Origin of the sequence: Lacibacter luteus, from assembly GCF_004118265.1 — a bacterium.
GTDB lineage: Bacteria > Bacteroidota > Bacteroidia > Chitinophagales > Chitinophagaceae > Lacibacter > Lacibacter luteus.
Window position 1 is genome coordinate 82,347 of sequence record NZ_SDHW01000007.1, and the last position, 20,055, is coordinate 102,401.

The window sequence follows — 20,055 nt, forward strand, 5'->3', positions numbered from 1 at the left end:
GATGCTTTGGTTGTGTCACTCACTTGTACGTTCTGTTCGCTATGCAGCAAATAGAACCACTAAGACTCAAAGTCAGAAAGTTTCACCAAGTAAAACCTTTGTGTTTCTCTGTGTCCTCTGTGGCTCCGTGGTTCAAACAAAACATATTCAATATTAAATCTCTTTCTAAAATCATACTTGCACATATATGGAACATAAAAAAGGAAGTTTAAAAAGTACCATCGCCGTATCACTTACAAATTATCTTGATGCCGGCGCAATTGTAGCAGGCGCAAGTGGATTGACGCTCTGGCAAAATTATCTTGGGCTTAACGAAGGGCATCTCGGTTGGCTGAATGCAATCAGTGCAAATGCTTTTGGTGCGGCTATCGGCGCTATTTTCGGTGGTTTCCTCGCCGACAAATACGGACGTAAAACCATCTACACTTACAATATGCTTGTGTATATGTTGGGCATTGCCATTATCATGTTCGCCGTTAATTTCCCGATGTTGTTGACGGGTTTCCTTGTTACGGGTATTTCAGTGGGAGTGGGTGTTCCTGCTTCATGGACATATATTTCCGAAAATTCAGAAGTAGGTAACCGTGGAAAGAATATGGGTATTTCTCAGTTTGCATGGGGAGTTGGTCCAATGATCATTTTATTGCTGGGAATGCTTCTTGCTCCCGGCAAAGCCGATGCTTCAGCTGGTGTTTTATTTGGTTACGTAGAAAAAATTGCTGCGATCTTTATTGGTAACGATGCAAGCGTTGAAGCAATCAATGTATTCAGCAGCCGTATCATTTTCGGGTCTTTGTTTGTGGTGGCGTTTATCGCATGGACATTGCAACGGAAACTCAATGAATCGAAAGATTGGGAAGAGGCAAAACAATCACAATCAAACGAAAAACAACCCGGCGTTTTCTCATCGTTCGGTACGCTGTTTACAAACAAAGTGAATATCCGAACCATGCTTTTTCTGGCAGGCATTTACATTAGCTGGAATATGGTGGCATCGGTAATGGGTTTCTTTCAGCAACATATTTATGAAACCGCAGGCGGTCTTTCTAACGGAGAGGCCAATATGATTACAGCAGTACAATGGATCGTAATTATTGCAGTAACCTATTTTGGTTTTGCTATGCTGGTTGATAAAGTGAATCAAAGATGGTTGTATGTTTTCGGCACATCAATAGGGATAGTGGCCTGGTTCATTCTTATTTTCATTGGAATAAAAAATCATGTTGCGTTATGGACGTTCACCATGCTTTGGGGCATACATGCCGGAATAAGCGTACAGGCGTTTTATGCGCTTTGGGCTTCGGAACTTTTTCCTGCAAAATACCGGGCGGCCGCTCAGGGGATCATGTTCTTTGCAGTTAGAAGTATTGCAGCAGTATGGGGATTTGGTTTTGTAAATATTTATGGCGAAAACGGAGAAGGATTTTACACCGCAGCTTACGTTATGATCGGGCTGCTCATTTTTGCACTGATCGTAGGAACGATCTGGACACCAAAAACTCAAGGCAAATCATTACAACAAATAACGAAAGAAAGATACGGAGACGACATTTAGGTTATTAGAATAACGCAAACAAGTAATACGAAGTAGATAACAGCGAAGCAATTAACGTGAAGCAATGAACAACTCTTTTTTATCAAATACTTTTTCTGCTCCAACATGGATCTGGTATCCCGGCGATTTTGAAATAGTACTGGCCAATAAAATGCAAAACCGTCGGACAGAACGAGGCACATTTTTTCCCGTGTTCTGGAAAATTGACGCCCATTATGTGCTCATGGATTTTCATAAAGTGTTTGATGTGCCCGCCGAAGAAACTGTTGATATTTATGTGGAAGGTGAATACAATGTAAAGATCGATGGAATAGCATTTGAAGGAAGTCCGAAGCAAATTGTTGTACCGGCAGGTAAACATAAGATCAACATCAAAGTATTTAACCAGGCGAATGTGCCTGCTATTTATGTAAAAGGAAAAACAATTGTATCGGATGCAACATGGCTCGTAACATTCGAAGACAAAGAATGGATCGATGAAACAGGAAAAGCATCCGACATCTCGGCTACCAAATGGCTCAATGCAGGAAGTTCGAATTTTAATTCACCTGCGCAATTGCCTTCGGAGTTTATGCTGCCGACAAGAAAACAATCAGCAGTATCAACAATAAAAGGAAAGAACTCCCTGCTGGTAGATTTTGGAAAAGAAACATTTGGGTTTATTCAATTGCATGGCCTGAGTGGAAAAGGGAAATTATCGGTGTACTATGGTGAATCAGAAGAAGAAGCATTATCAACAGAACATTGCGAAACGTTGGATAGAGTGGATGTTAACACCCAAGAAAAGAAAGATGAGATCATGAAGCTGTCGAAAGCTTATCGTTTTGTAAATGTGCAATGCGATGAAGGCGTAACACTCGATTCTGTTTCCATGCTGTATGAATATGCTGATGTAAAAGAACGAGGCAGCTTTACTTGTAACGATGAAGAGATCAATCGTATTTACGATGTATCGAAATACACATTTGAATTAAACACAAGAGAATTTTTCATCGATGGCATCAAACGGGATCGTTGGATCTGGAGTGGAGATGCGTATCAAAGTTATTTGATGAACTACTATCTCTACTTCGATAATGAAACAGTAAAACGTACAACCTATGCCTTGCGTGGTAAAGATCCGGTGACGGGTCACATCAACACCATCATGGATTATACGTTCTATTGGTTCCTCGGTATTTATGATTATTACCTCTACACAGGCGATCAGAATTTTATAGCACAGAACTACGACCGTATGAAAACGTTGATGGATTATGTGTTGGCCCGTCGTAATAAAGATGGATTGATGGAGTGGATGTCCGGCGATTGGATCTTTATCGATTGGGCTGCAGGTCTCAGCAAAAAAGGCGAAGTGAGCTTTGAACAGTTATTGCTTGCACGTAGCCTGGAGACAATGGCTTTGTGTGCCAACATCGCCAACGATACAGATGCAGCAACGCAATACAACACACTTGCTGCTGATATGCGTAAAAAATTATTCAACATTTACTGGAACGATACAAAGCAGGCATTGGTGCACAGTCGTGTGGATGGTAAGCAAACAGAAAATGTTACACGTTATGCAAACATGTTCTCCATCTTCTTCGATTATTTTAATGAGCAGCAAAAAGAGCAGGTGAAAACGTCCGTGTTGCTGAATGATCATATTCAGAAGATCACCACACCGTACATGCGTTTCTATGAGTTGGAAGCTTTGTGTGCCTTAGGTGAACAGAATTATGTGTTGAAAGAAATGAAAGATTACTGGGGTGGTATGTTGAAGCTTGGTGCAACAAGTTTCTGGGAAGAATATAATCCTGATAAAAAAGGAGCAGAACATTATGCGATGTATGGAAGAGAGTTTGGAAAAAGTTTATGCCACGCATGGGGTGCAAGTCCTTTGTATTTGCTGGGTAAATATTATCTCGGCGTAAAACCAACAGCACCGGGTTATTCTGAATATGTAGTTGAACCAAATCTTGGTGGATTGGAATGGATGGAAGGCAAAGTGCCAACACCACAAGGTGAAATTGAACTGTATGTAAGTACGAATGAGATCAAGATCACCGGTGCAGCAGGAACAGGTGTGTTGAAGTTTAGCAGTAGATCAAAACCAGTTTGTAGCGAAGGAAATGTGGAAGATAAAGGCGATGGCAATTATGAGTTAACGGTAGAAAAAGAGAAGAGTTATACAGTGAACTATAATTAAATTAACCACAAAGAACGCAAAGAAGTTCACAAAGCACACGAAGTTTCTTTGTGAACCTTGTGAAAGCACTTCGTGTTCTTCGTGGTTCAAAAAATATAAAATGAAAAAGTATTTAATCATAATCAGTGTTCTGTTCTTGCAGAAAGCAGATGCGCAAACAAGTCTTGTGAACACACAAGGCAGCAGTTATGCAAAGCTTACCGGTGTGGGCATCAGTGATGTGCAATGGACAAAAGGTTTTTGGGCCGAACGTTTTGCTGTTTGTCGTGATGCCATGTTGCCGCAGCTTTGGCAAACATACACGAGCAAAGACATCTGTTATTCGTTTCAGAATTTCAGAGTGGCGGCTGGATTAGATACCGGACGTTTCCGTGGTCCATCTTTTCATGATGGTGATTTTTACAAAACACTGGAAGCAGTTGCAGCCATGTATGCCAACACCAAAGATGCAAAACTGGAAAAGTGGATGGATGAAGCGATTGATGTGATTGGCAAAGCACAGAAGAGCGATGGTTATATCTACACCAAGAACATCATTGAACAAAAGAAAACAGGTAAGGATAAAATGTTTGATGATCAGTTGAGTTTTGAAGCCTACAACTTTGGTCATTTAATGACGGCAGCCTGTGTGCATTACCGTGCAACAGGTAAAACAACGTTACTCAACATTGCAAAGAAAGCAGCTGATTTTCTGATTGGCTTTTATGCAGCCGCAACACCGGAGCTGGCACGCAATGCCATTTGCCCATCGCATTACATGGGCTTAACTGAATTGTACCGTACAACAAACGAAAAGAAATATCTCGATCTGGTGATTCATCTCATCAACATCCGTGGTACTGTAGAAGGCACAGATGATAACAGCGATCGTGCACCTTTCCGTGATATGAATAAAGTGGTGGGTCATGCAGTACGAGCCAATTATTTGTTTGCAGGTGTGGCCGATGTGTATGCCGAAACAGGCGATGCAACCTTGATGAACACATTGAACAAAATGTGGAACAACGTCATCAATACAAAAATGTATGTAACCGGTGGTTGTGGTGCTTTGTATGATGGTGTGAGTGTGGATGGTACTTCTTACAAACCCGATACGGTACAGAAAGTACACCAGAGTTATGGAAGGGATTATCAGTTGCCCAACTTCAGTGCCCACAATGAAACCTGCGCCAACATCGGGAATGTGTTATGGAACTGGCGTATGTTTTTATTGACAGGTGAATCGAAGTATGCAGATATTGTTGAGTTGACTTTATACAACAGTGTACTGAGTGGAGTAAGCATGAACGGCTCTAACTATTTTTATACAAACCCATTGGCTTCAACTGTCAGCTATCCTTATCATCTGCGTTGGGAAGGTGGACGTATTCCTTATATCAGTAAATCGAATTGTTGTCCGCCGAATGTGGTACGCACCATTGCAGAAGTAAACAGTTATTTATACAGTGTTGGTGAAAAAGGTTTGTACATTAACATGTATGGCGGCAATACGCTTGCAACTGAATTGCATGATGGCACAAAGATCAAACTGGAACAGACAACAAACTATCCATGGGATGCAAAGGTCTTGTTCAATGTAAAAGAATTGTCGAAGAATGGAACAAAAGTTTTTCTGCGTATTCCGGGTTGGTGCAACCGTTTCGATGTAAAACAAAATGGAAAAGTTGTTGCAACAAAAAAAGAAAATGGTTTTGTTGAGTTGACAGTAAAGGCAAATGATAAACTCGAGTTAAACATGGATATGCCAGCAACTCTCATCGAAAGTAACCCGATGGTGGAAGAAACCAGAAACCAGGTAACGGTAAAGCGTGGGCCGGTGGTGTATTGTTTAGAATCAACTGATTTGCCACAACAAAAAGTATTTGATGTGGTGATTCCATCCAACATCAAACTGCAACCTGTGCCCATGAAAATTGCAGAGGGAAATGTAATGGCCTTAACTGGTGAAGCAAGACTGCTCGATCAGAATCAATGGAACAATACTTTGTATAAAGAAGTAAATACAAAACTGAAACCGGTAACGATCAAACTCATTCCGTATTACGCATGGGCCAACCGTGGTAAAACGGATATGACGGTTTGGTTGCCGTTGGCGAGATAATGGAACCACAAAGATGTAAAGACAAGAAGAGTCACAAAGCTTTGTGTTCCTTTGTGTACTTCGTGTCTTCGTGGTTCAAAACAAAAAACATGGAAAGAATTTTAGCAACATATTACATCGAAACACCGTATGCACCGGAAAAGGCAGCAGCGGTATTAGCAGGTGAACAATCATCAGGCACATTTGTAGCAGTGCCCGGCGAAACCGAAGAACTCAAACAACGTTTTGCTGCAAGAGTGGAGTCGGTGGAAGTATTGGAAAGAGTAACTGAACCTGCCATTCCCGGAGCAACAAGTAAAGATGGTAAGTATCATCGTGCCATTGTGAAAGTATCGTGGAGTATTGAAAATTTCGGTTACAATCTTCCCGTGATGGTTTCCACATTACAGGGAAATTTATACGAGATCACACAATTCACCGGGTTGAAGCTGATAGATATTGAATTGCCAGCTTCATTCGCTGACAAATTCAAAGGCCCTGCATTTGGTATTGATGGTTGCAGACAATTAACAACCGTGCAAGGCAGACCGTTGATCGGCACCATCATTAAACCATCCATTGGTTTATCGGTTGAGCAAACAGCTGGCATGGTGAAAACATTAGCCGAAGGAGGAATTGATTTTGTAAAAGATGATGAACTGCTTTCTTCATCTGCCAATTCAAATTTCAATGATCGTGTTGATGCGGTGATGAACGTTATTAATGCACATGCAGATAAAACAGGTAAGAAAGTGATGTATGCGTTCAACCTTAGTGGCGAAGTAGATGAAATGCTGCAACGTTATGAGAAGATCGTCCACAGTGGTGGCACTTGCGCCATGATCAGCATTAACAGTGTTGGTTTGGCTGCTGCAAAAAAAATCATGGATCAGCGACAACTTGCTATTCATGCACACCGCAATGGTTGGGGTATGATGACAAGACATCCGTTGCTGGGTATTGATTACAAAGCCTATCAAAAAATATGGCGACTGGCCGGTGCTGATCAGATGCATGTGAACGGTATTCAAAATAAATTCTGGGAGACTGATGATAGTGTGGTAGCATCCATTGAAGCATGTTTGACAAAGATGTACGATCATAAAACAGTGGTGCCTGTAGTATCATCCGGTCAGTGGGGTGGGCAGGCGTTTGAAACTTACAGAAGAACAAAGACTGTTGATCTGTTGTACATGGCCGGTGGTGGTATTATGGCGCACCCGATGGGAGCAGCAGCAGGTGTAGCGGCCTTGCAGCAGGCATGGAAAGCAGCGGTTGATGGATTAACGTTGGAAGATGCAGCGAAGCAGTATAAAGAGTTTGCAGCAGCAGTTGAAAAATTCGGGAAGAAGAATTGAACCACGGAGACACGGAGAACACAGAGATGCCCAAAGAAAAAACTTAATGCCACTTAGCGCCTTTGTGCCTTAGTAGTTTAAATAAAGTGAACAACAAACAAAACATATTACTCGCATTTTATGGTGATGATTTCACCGGCAGCACCGATGCACTTGAATTTATTACGAGAGCAGGTGCAAAAGCTGTGTTGTTCATTGAACCGCCAACAGCAGAACAGTTGCAACAGTTTCCGCAGTTGGATGTAATAGGTGTTGCAGGAAAGACAAGAGCATTACCTCCCGATGAAATGGAAAAAGTTTTGTTGCCTGCATTTGAACAGTTGAAAGCAACAGGTGCAAAACAGGTGCATTATAAAGTCTGCTCTACATTCGATTCATCACCAACTGTTGGAAGCATTGGCAAAGCCATTGATTGTGGCGCTTCAGTATTTGAAAACAAATTGATACCTGTGTTGGGTGGTGCGCCATCGCTGGGGAGATACTGTGTGTTCGGCAATTTGTTTGCACGCATGGGAATTGGAAGCAACGGAAAGATTTATCGGCTGGATCGTCATCCATCGATGAGTAAACATCCGGTAACACCGGCTGATGAAAGTGATCTGCGTTTGCATATCGGTAAACAGACGGATAAGAAAATAGGGTTGATCGATATTGTACAACTTGCAAAACCTGTTGATGAATGGATGAGCAGTTTAACAGATGAAGAAGTTGTTTTAGTTGATGTGATGGATGAAACACAACTGGAAAAGATCGGAGAGTGGATGAATGGATTGGATGATAAAACATTGTTCAGTGTGGGAGGTTCAAGTGTGGAAGCTGCGTTGGGCAATTACTGGAATAGAACAGGAAAATTGCAGCCCGATACAGAGTGGAAGAATACAATGAAAGCAGAACCATTGCTGGTAGTATCGGGTAGTTGTTCACCTGTTACGGCGGCACAAATTGAATGGGCAAAAGCAAATGGGTTTGAAGAGATCGTTCTTGATGCAGTAAAAATAATTGAAGAAGGAATTGTTGATGCGTCAGTGTTGAATCATGTGGCGGTGTTGTTGCAAAAGGAAAAGAACGTGATCGTTCACACAGGAAGTAAACAAACGGAAAATCTTTCTTCCGAAAAATTAGGAACAGCGTTGGGCACAATTGCTAAACATGCTGCAATACATTCCAATTTGAAACGTGTGGTTGTGGCAGGTGGCGATACAAGCAGTTATGCAGCCAGAGCAATGGAGATCGATGCAGTGGAAATGATCGCAGCAATTGTAAGTGGAGCACCGTTGTGCAAAGCTTATTCAACAAACGAAAAGATAAACGGACTGGAAGTGAATTTTAAAGGCGGACAGGTTGGAGGGGAGGATTATTTCGGGTTGTTCTGATTTGTTGTGGTGAAATTTGATTTCACGCAAAGCTGCAAAGGGGCAAAGACGCAAAAAACTTTGCGCCTTATAAACTTGGCGTCTTTGCGTGATAAAATGGTGAATAGAAATACAAGTCGTACAAGAGTGCGACGCAACGAAAGTTAAACAGAATTACAAAAGTTGATAACATAAAATAAAACGAGCATAAACAAGATGGCACAAAAAACATTAGGATTGATTCATACATCGGCAACATTGGTGCCTGTGTTTGCAGAGTTGGTGAGCAAGTATTTGCCCAATGTAAAAACGTTTAACATTGTGGATGACAGTTTGATCAAGAACACGATTGCACGTGGCACACTCACACCCGATACATCGAAACGTGTAGTGAACTACGCAGCATCGGCACAGGAAGCTGGCGCAGATTATATTTTGTTCACCTGTTCATCAATTGGTCCGGCAGTGGAGACAGCAGCCACATTAACCGGCGTGCCTGTGTTGCGTGTGGATCAACCAATGGCCGACAAAGCCGTTGCAACAGGAAAGAAGATTGGCGTGGTGGCAACCTTATCAACCACATTAAATCCAACAAGCGATTTAGTGAGAAGAAGAGCATTGGTTGCAGGAAAAGAAATAGAATTGAAAGCTGTATTGTGCGAAGGTGCATTTGAAGCATTGATGAGCGGCGATGCAGCAACACACGATAAAAAAGTAAGCGATGCATTAAAGCAACTCGCCAATGAAGTAGATGTGATCGTATTAGCGCAGGCAAGCATGGCAAGAGTGGTGGATACATTAACAGAAGCAGAAAAGAAAGTGCCGATACTGGCGAGCCCGCCGGTGGCAATGGAATATTTAAAAACATTGATTGGATAATGGCTCACTGATTACTCGGATGAACACAGAAAAAAAACATCTGTGAAAATCTGTGTCATCTGTGAGAAAATAATATGAAGAAATCTTTTTTATACATATCACTTGCAGCTATTGTGCTGGTTGTTGCTGGCGTAGCAATGGCTAATGCATCGTTGTACAAACCATCGGCATTGATCGCTGCTATCAGTCTGGCAATCGGACTTGGTGCTGTGCCATCGCTCAAAGGTTATCAATACACAGCATGGATCATCAGTGCAGTGGTTGCAGGCATGCTATTCCCTGATGCGTTTAAGAATTGGGGAGGTATAAACTTAAGAGATAAAACATTGATCCTTGTCATCATTCAACTGGTGATGTTTGGCATGGGCACGCATATGAGTTTAAAAGATTTCAGCGGATTAGCATCAACAGGCAAAGGCGTGTTGGTTGGTTTGTTCTGTCATTTTTCTATTATGCCGTTGATGGGTTTGTTGCTCACAAAAGTTTTTCAGTTTGAACCGGAGATAGCCGCAGGTATTATTCTCATTGGCAGTTGCAGCAGTGGGTTGGCAAGTAATGTAATGGTGTATTTAGCAAAAGCAAATTTGGTATTGAGTGTAATTGTAACAGCGATGGCAACATTGGTGGCACCGTTACTTACACCTTTATTAATGAAAACATTGGCAGGCACACTCATTGAAATAAAGTTTGTAGATATGATGATGGAGATCATCAAAATTGTATTGGTGCCCATTGGCGCAGCATTGTTACACGATTTTTTAAAACGTGCAACAACAGCACAAAAAAAGAAAGTGAACATCATTGCTGTGTTGGCTGCAGTATGGATTGTTGCAGTGGTATTGTTGAAAAGCAATATTGCTCATGAAGGATTGTTGCAAAGCATGCAACTCTCGGCGTTCTTTGCAGGTGCAGTAATTGCAGGTGTTGTTTATCATTGGTTGTGGGTGAAGTTTCCAAAGCTCGATAGCATTATGCCGTTGATCTCGATGTTCGGTATTATTTATTTTACAACTGTTACAACTGCTGCGGGAAGAGAGAACCTGATGAAAGTTGGTTTCCTGTTGTTCATTGCATCGGTGATACATAATGCAGCAGGATATTTCTTTGGTTATTGGCTCAGTCGTTTGTTTGGTATGGATAAAAATTCAAGTCGCACCATTGCGTTTGAAGTTGGTTTGCAAAACGGTGGTATGGCCAGTGGTATTGCAGGCAGCATGGGTAAGTTGGGAACGGTTGGTTTGGCGGCGGCGGTGTTTAGTCCGTGGATGAACATCAGTGGTAGTTTACTGGCGAATTACTGGAGAAGAAGACCGGTTGAACCACAAAGACAGGAAGACACAAAGGAACACAAAGATTAAATCTTATAAAATGATAAAATCACTTGTACGTTCTGTACGCTACTCAGCAGATAGAACCACAAAGACACAGAGACACAAAGGAACACGAAGGAAATTCTTTGTGCTACTTAGTGTACTTAACGTCTTTGTGGTTCCTTCTTTCGCACAAATCGAATATGCCAAACAAATGGCTGCCACCATCATGAAGCAATACAAAGATTCAATGGTGGTAAAAAAATATGCAAGTCATTTGGAGCAGGATAAATTACCAACGGGTGATCGTCCTGCTAACTGGAATTATGAAATAGGAGTGGTGCTGATGGGCTTTGAACGTTTGTGGAAGATCACCAACGATCAAACCTATATTGATTATACCAAACACATCATCGATCATTTTATTACAGCAGATGGACATATCCGTACCTATGTAATGGATGAATACAACAGCGATAATATTCCTCCCGGTCGTCAACTGTTGCGTTTGCATGCATTGTATAAAGACGAAAAATATAAAGTTGCTGCACAAACATTGCGTGATCAGATCAGTATTCAGCCACGCAACAAAGTTGGTGGCTTTTGGCATAAGCTGAAATATCCTTCACAAATGTGGCTCGATGGTTTGTACATGATCGAACCATTTTATGCAGAGTATGCAGTGGTGAATAAACAGCAACAGGATTTCAACGATGTCATTAACCAGTTTGTGTGGATGGAAAAATATGGCAGAGATGCAAAGACAGGGTTATTGTATCATGGTTGGGATGAAAGTAAACTACAAGGCTGGACAAATAAACAAACAGGTGTGTCGCCTGAGTTCTGGAGCAGAAGCATGGGTTGGTATATGATGGCGTTGGTTGATGTGTTGGATTTTATTCCCAAAGAACATCCACGCAGAAAAGAATTGATCAGTATTTTAAATCGATTGTCAACTGCTATTGTAAAATTCCAGGATGCAAAGAGTGGAGTATGGTGGCAGGTAACTGATAAAGCGAATAAAGAAAAGAATTATCTCGAATCATCGGGCACAGCCATGTTTGTGTTTGCATTGGCAAAAGGCATTCGCATGAATTATCTGCCGGCAACATTTAATGCGCCGTTGCAGAAAGCATACAATGGCATGATCAAAGAATTTGTAACAACAGATGCAAATGGTCAATATCATTTTATACAGGCTGTTGCAGGTGCAGGTTTGGGTGGCATTCCTTATCGTGATGGTACGTATGAATATTATGTGAACGAACCGAGGAGAGACGATGATCTGAAAGCCATCGGGCCGTTTATCCAGGCATGTATTGAAATGGATCTGTTGAAAAAGAAGCCCCTAACCCCTAAAGGGGGATAAGGAAAGATGTTTATTATTTATAAACGAAGTTTTTACAGAAAGAATTTAGAATGAAAGAAGAAATGAAGAATAGAACCACAAAGACACAGAGACAAGAAGATGCACTAAGAAAAACCTTTGTGTTACTTAGTGTGCTTAGTGCCTTCGTGGTTCAAACAAAAGCACAGTTGGTTGATAAAACACCGGCTGCTGTTCCTGTAGCGCCAACTATTTTTAACCGTGAGCCTTTTGAAGATCCATATGTAAGCGGCATTAACAGGGATCAATCAAGAGCGACTGCTTATTCGTTTGCAACAGTTGCAGATGCATTAACAAACGATCGGACAAAAAGCGGTCGCTATATCTCCTTAAATGGAGATTGGGATTTTTCCTTTGCATTAAAACCAGCAGATGCACCCAAAGATTTTTATGAAAGAATGGCCCCCGATTTAAATCGGGGGGAGTGGAAGAAAATTTCTGTTCCATCAAGTTGGGAAATGCTTGGTTACGATAAGCCAATTTATAAAAGTGCAGTATATCCATTTCGTCCGGTGAATCCGCCGCATGTGCCGCAGGATTATAACGGCGTTGGTTGTTATCAAAAAACATTTACCGTTCCGGCCAACTGGAAAGGCATGAACATCACGTTGCATTTTGGCGGCGTAAGCTCGGCGTATAAATTATGGATCAACGGAAAGTTTGCCGGTTATGCAGAAGATAGTTTTCTGCCAAGCGAATTCAACATTACACCTTATTTACAGGAAGGTGAAAATGTAATTTCTGTTTGGGTGATACGTTGGAGTGACGGAAGTTTTTTAGAAGACCAGGATCAGTGGCGTATGAGCGGTATTCATCGTGAAGTGTATTTGCAGGCAGAACCTTCATTGCGTATTGCAGATTTTTTCTATCAAACAAAACTCGATAAAGATTATAAAGATGCATTGTTAAGTATTCGTCCACGTATTGAAAATTTAACGGGTAAGGATATGCCCGGCTATGTATTGAAAGCACAGGTATATGATGCCAACAATCAACCCGTATTGCAGCAACCGCTTTCGAAAAAGACAGATGAGATCATCAATGAAATTCATCCACGTTTAGATAGAGTGAAATTTGGGTTGATGGAAGCAACCATCAGCAATCCGAGAAAATGGAGTCCGGAAGAACCGAATTTGTATAAACTTGTATTGACGTTGGAAGACAGTACGGGTAAAGTACTTGAAGTAAAAACCTGTAAGCTTGGTTTTCGTTCAATCGAATTCCGCAAGAGCGACAGCAAATTACTCATCAATGGAAAACTCACTTACCTGTATGGTGTCAATCGTCCCGATCATCACCCAACAAGAGGAAAAGCATTAACAAGAGAAGATATTCTGCAGGATATAAAAACTATCAAGCAGTTCAATTTTAATTGTGTTCGTCTAAGTCATTATCCAAGCGATCCTTACTTATTAGACTTGTGCGATGAATTCGGCATCATGGTGATTGATGAAGCGAATTTAGAAACACATGGTTTGGGTGGAAAGCTGAGTCATGATGCGGCATGGGCAGGTGCTTATGTAGAACGCATTAGCAGAATGGCGTTGCGTGATAAAAATCATCCAAGCATTATCATGTGGAGTTTAGGTAACGAAGCTGGCAGTGGTCCTAATCATGCAGCAATGGCCGCATGGATAAAAGATTTTGATATGACAAGGCCCTTGCATTACGAACCGGCAATGGGCAGTCCGAAAGAAGAAGGTTATATCGATCCGAGTGACAGCAGGTATTTAAAAAGCAATGATCACTCGCATCGTATTCAGAATCCGTTGGATCAATATTACGTGGATGTGATCAGCAGAATGTATCCATCCGACTATACGGCACCGTTACTTGTGAATCAGAACAATGGCGATCATCGTCCTATTTTCTTTTGTGAGTATGCACATGCCATGGGCAACAGTGCTGGTAACCTGAAAGATTTATGGGATCAGTGGCGGAGTTTGCCGAGAGTGATCGGTGGTTGCATCTGGGAGTTTAAAGATCAAGGCTTGGAGAAAACCGATTCAGCAGGTGTGAAGTTTTATGCATACGGTGGTGATTACGGTGAACGTTATTTCGACAATTTCACTATCAAAGGGGTTGTTGCAGCCGATGGCCGACCGAAAGAAGCGATGTATGAATGCAAGCGTATTTTTCAACCGATACAGGTTGAGTGGAGTGACCCGATAGCTATCGGGTCTGTAAAAGGCATCATCCGCATCGTCAACAGAAGTGAAGTGAAGAATGTAAATGCCTACACTGCTTATATTGTAGTGAAAGAAGATGGAAAGGTCATTTCCAATCAACAGATCGGTGGTATTGATGTAGCTCCTGCAACAACAGTTGATTTTCCTGTTTCAAAATGGTTGCCAAAAACAAAAGCAACATCAGAATATCATGTGGAACTGAAATTTGTGTTGCAGAAAGCAGAAGCATGGGCAGAGGCAGGGTTTGAGATTGCAAGTAATCAGTTAGGATTGAAAACTGCAACAACTACTTACAAGCCATTAGCTAAAGCTTTTTATGCCGAAACGGAAGAAGGATTTTCTATCAAGAAAACTGATTATTCCATTTTCATTAGTAAAAAGACTGGCGCATTGGAATCGTACAAACTGAAAGGTAATGAACAGATTTCTACACCTTTGATGCCGCATTTTACAAGACCTCAAACTGATAATGACAGGCGTGGATTCAAAACGCATCGGGTATTAAAGCAATGGTATGATTCTAAACCTAGCTTATTAGAAGTGAAGAAAGGAGTTTTCGGTGGACATAATAGTGGATTTGGCCAACTAATCACTTCGGTATATTCTTTAATTAACGACAGTGTTAGAGTTACTGTTAACTATTTTATCTATGAAAATGGTCTGATCAAAGTTGATTATGTTCTCAATGTTAAACCTGGCTTACCCAATATCCCTAAAGTAGGTATGCAGATGGGCATCAACAGGAGCTATGATCAAATCGAATACTTTGGTCGTGGGCCATTCGAAAATTACATTGATCGAAACTATGGTTCAGATGTGGGTATTTACAATCAAAACATTTTCGATTTCATGGAACCTTATGTAGTGCCACAGGAAAATGGTAACCACACCGATGTACGCTGGATGTACCTGCACAACAAAACATCAAAGGATGGATTGCTGGTCGTGGCCGATAGTTTACTCAGCATGAGTGCATGGCCTTATACTGAAGAAAATATCCAGAATGCCAAGCATACTAATAAGCTAAAAGATGCAGGTTTCATCACGCTCAATATTGATCTCATACAAATGGGTGTTGGTGGTAATGATAGCTGGAGCGAAGTGGCGGCACCGCTGGAGAAATACCAGATCAAACCAAAGAATTATCAATACAGTTTTTATTTAGTTCCGTTCAATGCAAAAAAGAAATCAGCAGGTGAAAAAGCAAAAGAAATTAAATAGGAAGGTGAACCACGGAGACACAAAGACACAGAGATACACGACGTGTTTATTGCTATCTCTCTGTGTGCTCTGTGCCTCTGTGGTTAAATCACAAGTATCGCAAGAGATAATGCAGAAAGTGTATGAAGAAGTAAAAACGCCTTTCAAATATGGTCTTGTTGTTACACCTGAAACCAGCAATAAAAAGATCGATTGCCCTTCTGTATTCCGAAAAGGCAACAGTTGGTACATGACCTATATCCAGTTTGATGGACGAGGGTATGAAACATGGATCGCAAAAAGTAAAGACCTGCTGCAATGGACAACACTCGGCAAGCTCATGGGTTTTTCTGATACCACCGATTGGGATAATAATCAGAAAGCAGGTTATATCTCTTTGCAGAATACCAAGTGGGGCGGCAACTATAAACTGGAAAAATATCAACGCAAATACTGGATGAGTTATATCGGTGGAAAGGATCGTGGTTACGAATCCGGTCCGTTGGCTATCGGTATCGCCAACACGGCAAACGATCTAACCAAGCCACATGAATGGAATCGTTTATCAAAACCTGTGTTAAGTTCAACCGATGCAGATGTGCGTTGGTGGGAAAACCGCAAGCTGTACAAGAGCACAGTCATTCGTGATAAAAACAAAACACTCGGCAGCGAGTTCATTATGTACTACAATGCCAATGGCGACAGCAGCGGCAACAAACCCAAATGGCGCTGGTTCGAACGTATAGGCATGGCCGTTAGCGATGATATGGTTAACTGGAAACGTTACCATGCCGATCCGGTAATGGAACATGGAGTGGGTATTACCGGCGATGCGGTGCTGCAAAAGATCAACGGTGTGTGGGTGATGTTTTATTTCGGTGCTTTCTGGGAAACAAGAAAGAACGAAACCTTTAACCGTTTTGCCTGCAGTTACGATCTCGTCAACTGGACGGATTGGAAAGGAGAGGATCTCATCAAATCGTCCGAACCTTACGATGCCAAGTATGCGCACAAGAGTTTTGTGGTGAAATGGAAGGGCGTTGTTTATCATTTCTATTGCGCCGTTGATAAGAATGATAACCGGGGAATTGCTGTGGCTACCTCAGTTGACAAAGGAAAGAGTAACCTGAATTTTTGATATTTTCACGCAAAGCTGCAAAGGAGCAAAGAAGATTACGCAACTTTGCGTCTTATATCCTTAGCGCCTTTGCGTGATTTTTTTATATAATGAAGAGATTTTGTACATATTGCTTGTCGGTTGCTTGTTTGCTTGTTTTAGTAAACAATGTTTCAGCGCAACAAAAAGCGACGAATAACATTGAAAACGCATTTCTCAATCCGCCTCAATCAGCCAAGCCCTGGGTATTCTGGTACTGGATGCATGCGGCCGTTTCTAAAGAAGGTATTACTGCCGATCTGGAAGCAATGAAAGAAGTGGGCATCGGTGGTGCCTATCTCATGCCCATCAAGGATACGGTTTCAAAAATTCCTTTTCAACCAACTGCACGACAATTATCTCCCGAATGGTGGAATCTTGTTTCGTTCGCCATGCAGGAAGCAAAGCGTTTGGGTTTACAGTTAGGCATGCACGTGAGTGATGGTTTTGCATTGGCCGGTGGTCCGTGGATCACACCTGAACTTTCCATGCAAAAACTGGTATGGACGAAAACCTATGTAGCAGATGGCAGTACGGAGAAGATCAATCTTGCAATGCCCGACGCTACACAGGATTATTATAAAGACATTGCGGTGTATGCTTATCCTGCCAACAGCAGCAATGCATTCAGCGAAGTGGTATCGGTACCAACTGTTTCAACCAGTAATTTCGTTCGTGCAAGTTTTTTGGCCTATAAACAAACGGGCAATAATTCTACTTCCTTTAAAAGTGATTCGTCTTGCTGGATCCAGTACAAATATCCAAAGCCATTTACCTGTCGTTCCATTGTTGTGCGTACAGGTGGCAATAGTTACCAAGCCTTGCGCTTAATTGTACAAAGCAGCAATGATGGCGAAAATTTTACAACCGTTACACGGTTCGATGCACCACGACATGGCTGGCAGGATGCTGATGAAGATGTTACATTCGCCATTCCTGCTACTACGGCGAAATATTTCCGCTTTGTGTATGATAAAGAGGGAACAGAGCCGGGCTCTGAAGATCTGGATGCAGCCAAATGGAAACCATCGTTGAAAGTGGTCGGTATATTTTTAAGTGATGAACCATCCATTCATCAATACGAATCGAAGAATGGTTCGGTATGGCGCATCAGCAATGCTACAACCAATGAACAGATTCCTCTTTCTTCTGCCATTCCGCTCAAACGCATCATCAACTTAACTGGCAAGATGGATGCTGATGGTAATCTTGATTGGAAAGCACCTGCAGGTAATTGGGTGATTGTTCGTATTGGTCACACTTCAACAGGTCATACAAATTATACAGGTGGAGCAGGTTTAGGTTTGGAGTGCGATAAGTTCAATACTGCTGCAGTAAAACTGCAATTCGATAATTGGTTTGGAAAAGCATTTAAACAAAATACTGCGTTAGCAAAAGAAGTGCTCAAAGTATTTCATGTTGATAGTTGGGAGTGTGGCAGCCAGAACTGGGGCGCCAACTTTGCAAATGAGTTTAAGAAAAGAAGAGGATATGATCTGATGCCTTACTTACTTGTAATGGCGGGCATACCGGTGGAGAGTGCCGATAAATCGGAAAAGATATTGCATGATGTACGTGAAACGATTGCAGAGCTGGTGAATGATGTGTTTTATACCACGTTAAAAAAAGAAGCAAATGCATTAGGGACGAAGATGAGTGCTGAAGCCATTGCACCAACAATGGTGAGTGATGGGTTACTGCATTACAAACATGCTGATCTGCCGATGGGTGAATTTTGGTTGAACAGTCCAACACATGATAAACCAAATGATATGCATGATGCCATTAGCGGTGCACATATCTATGGCAAGAAAATTATCCTGGCCGAATCGTTTACAACTGTGCGTATGGATTGGAGCGAACATCCCGGCAGTTTAAAAATTGTTGGCGATCGAAATTTTGCATTGGGCATTAATAAAATGAGTCTGCATGTATTTGCACACAATCCATTTCTTAATAAAAAGCCCGGTGTAACGCTCGATGGTGTGGGCTTGTATTTTCAGCGTGATCAAACATGGTTCAAACAAAGTAAAGCATGGATCGACTATTTAACACGATGCCAGGCCTTGTTGCAAATGGGTGATCCTGTTGTGGATGTGGCTGTATTTACAGGTGAAGAAATTCCACGCCGCTCCGTATTGCCTGATCGTTTGGTAAATACCTTGCCCGGCATTTTTGGAAAAGAAAAAGTAGAAGCAGAAAAGAAGAGATTAGAAAATAAAGGTCAGCCATTGCGACAAATACCTGATGGTGTAACACATTCAGCAAACATGGCTGATCCCGAAGACTGGATCGATCCGTTGAATGGTTATACCTATGATTCGTTTAATCCTGATGCATTGATGATGATGCAGGTGAAGAATGGAAGAGTGGTATTACCGGGCGGAGCAAGCTATGGCGTGTTGGTGATACCGGGGAAAATGCTGATGAATCCCAACCCAACGATGAGTATTGCTGTGCAAAAGAAATTGCAACAACTCGCAAATGCGGGAGCAAAGATTATTATCGATGAGCAATGGATAAAGTTATTTGCCAAGAATAAGAATGTAGTGGCTGCGCCATATATGGAAAGTACGTTTGAAAAGTTGGGCGTGAAGAAGGATGTGGAAGTAATTAAGGGAAGAAATGAAATTGCGTGGACGCATCGGAAAACTGCTGATGCTGATATTTATTTCATCAGCAATCAAAGCGATAGTAGTATAAGGCCAGAATTTTTACTTCGTACGCAATATTTAGAAGTTGAAGCGTTGAATCCTGTTACCGGAAATTTATTTAAGGATTTTTTTTATAAAAAGAATAGTAACAATCTTTGGATACGTGCTGCTCTTTTTCCCGGTGAGTCAGTATTTTTTATATGTAAAGAAAAAGCATCAGTGCAAAGCTTAAGTAATTCAAAGATTAAACAATATTATTCATTTGGTCACAATGATTGGGTGTTGAAATTTGATACTTCTGCGGGAGGCCCGAAAGCTTCGGTATATTTTCCGAAATTGAAAAGTTGGTCGGAGGGAGACAGTAGTATTCGTTATTATTCAGGTTCGGTGGTTTACAGCAAAGTTGTTGAAGTTACATCTCTGAATGGGCTTCCGCCCAGTGAAGTTTCGTTAAAGCTTTCTTCTGTATACAATATTGCCACGGTAAAAGTAAACGGTGTTGATTGCGGAACCGTCTGGGTTCAACCTTACTCTGTTGATATAACCAAGGCAATTAAGGAAGGCGCTAACATTATTGAAATTATTGTGAGTAATACCTGGCATAATCGTTTAATCGGTGATCAGCTGTTGCCAGAAGCAAAACGTATTACATGGACAACAGCACCGTTCAGGTTAAAAGATAAAACGCTGTTGCCTGCAGGTATTGTAGGTGAAGTGCAATTGACTGTTGGATATTAGTCAAAC

General features: G+C 41.6%; 11 protein-coding genes. All 11 read left to right on the top strand.

The features are described from left to right. Positions 1-187 precede the first annotated feature (187 nt). Positions 188-1,555 carry an MFS transporter gene (locus ESA94_RS18560; protein ID WP_129132448.1) on the top strand — a complete coding sequence of 456 codons (1,368 nt, stop codon included), beginning with the start codon at positions 188-190 and terminating at the stop codon, positions 1,553-1,555. A gap of 64 nt (positions 1,556-1,619) precedes the next feature. Further along, positions 1,620-3,746 (top strand): alpha-L-rhamnosidase-related protein, encoded by a 2,127-nt coding sequence (locus ESA94_RS18565; protein WP_240671099.1) that lies wholly within the window; start codon positions 1,620-1,622, stop codon positions 3,744-3,746. Positions 3,747-3,846: 100 nt separating this feature from the next. After that, entirely contained in the window at positions 3,847-5,847 is a 2,001-nt protein-coding gene (locus ESA94_RS18570) for an aceric acid hydrolase (RefSeq protein WP_129132449.1), read from the top strand. Between the two features lie 89 nt (positions 5,848-5,936). After that, positions 5,937-7,184 (top strand): ribulose-bisphosphate carboxylase large subunit family protein, encoded by a 1,248-nt coding sequence (locus ESA94_RS18575; protein WP_129132450.1) that lies wholly within the window; start codon positions 5,937-5,939, stop codon positions 7,182-7,184. An 86-nt stretch (positions 7,185-7,270) separates the two neighbouring features. Then, positions 7,271-8,557 carry a four-carbon acid sugar kinase family protein gene (locus ESA94_RS18580; protein WP_129132451.1) on the top strand — a complete coding sequence of 429 codons (1,287 nt, stop codon included), beginning with the start codon at positions 7,271-7,273 and terminating at the stop codon, positions 8,555-8,557. Between the two features lie 195 nt (positions 8,558-8,752). Continuing rightward, positions 8,753-9,415: an aspartate/glutamate racemase family protein gene (locus ESA94_RS18585; protein ID WP_129132452.1), complete on the top strand. Its 663-nt coding sequence runs from the start codon at positions 8,753-8,755 to the stop codon at positions 9,413-9,415. A gap of 74 nt (positions 9,416-9,489) precedes the next feature. Continuing rightward, complete coding sequence (locus tag ESA94_RS18590; protein ID WP_129132453.1) at positions 9,490-10,773, top strand: bile acid:sodium symporter family protein; 1,284 nt, start codon at positions 9,490-9,492, stop codon at positions 10,771-10,773. Between the two features lie 166 nt (positions 10,774-10,939). After that, on the top strand, positions 10,940-12,094 hold the full coding sequence (locus tag ESA94_RS18595; protein WP_164972791.1) for a glycoside hydrolase family 88/105 protein: 1,155 nt from the start codon (positions 10,940-10,942) through the stop codon (positions 12,092-12,094). Between the two features lie 131 nt (positions 12,095-12,225). Continuing rightward, a complete protein-coding gene (locus ESA94_RS18600) occupies positions 12,226-15,522 on the top strand; it encodes a glycoside hydrolase family 2 TIM barrel-domain containing protein (RefSeq protein ID WP_240671100.1) in 3,297 nt (1,098 codons plus the stop codon). Between the two features lie 109 nt (positions 15,523-15,631). Continuing rightward, entirely contained in the window at positions 15,632-16,639 is a 1,008-nt protein-coding gene (locus ESA94_RS18605) for a glycoside hydrolase family protein (RefSeq protein ID WP_240671101.1), read from the top strand. A gap of 128 nt (positions 16,640-16,767) precedes the next feature. Beyond that, entirely contained in the window at positions 16,768-20,049 is a 3,282-nt protein-coding gene (locus ESA94_RS18610) for a glycosyl hydrolase (RefSeq protein WP_240671102.1), read from the top strand. The last annotated feature ends 6 nt before the right edge of the window (positions 20,050-20,055 follow it).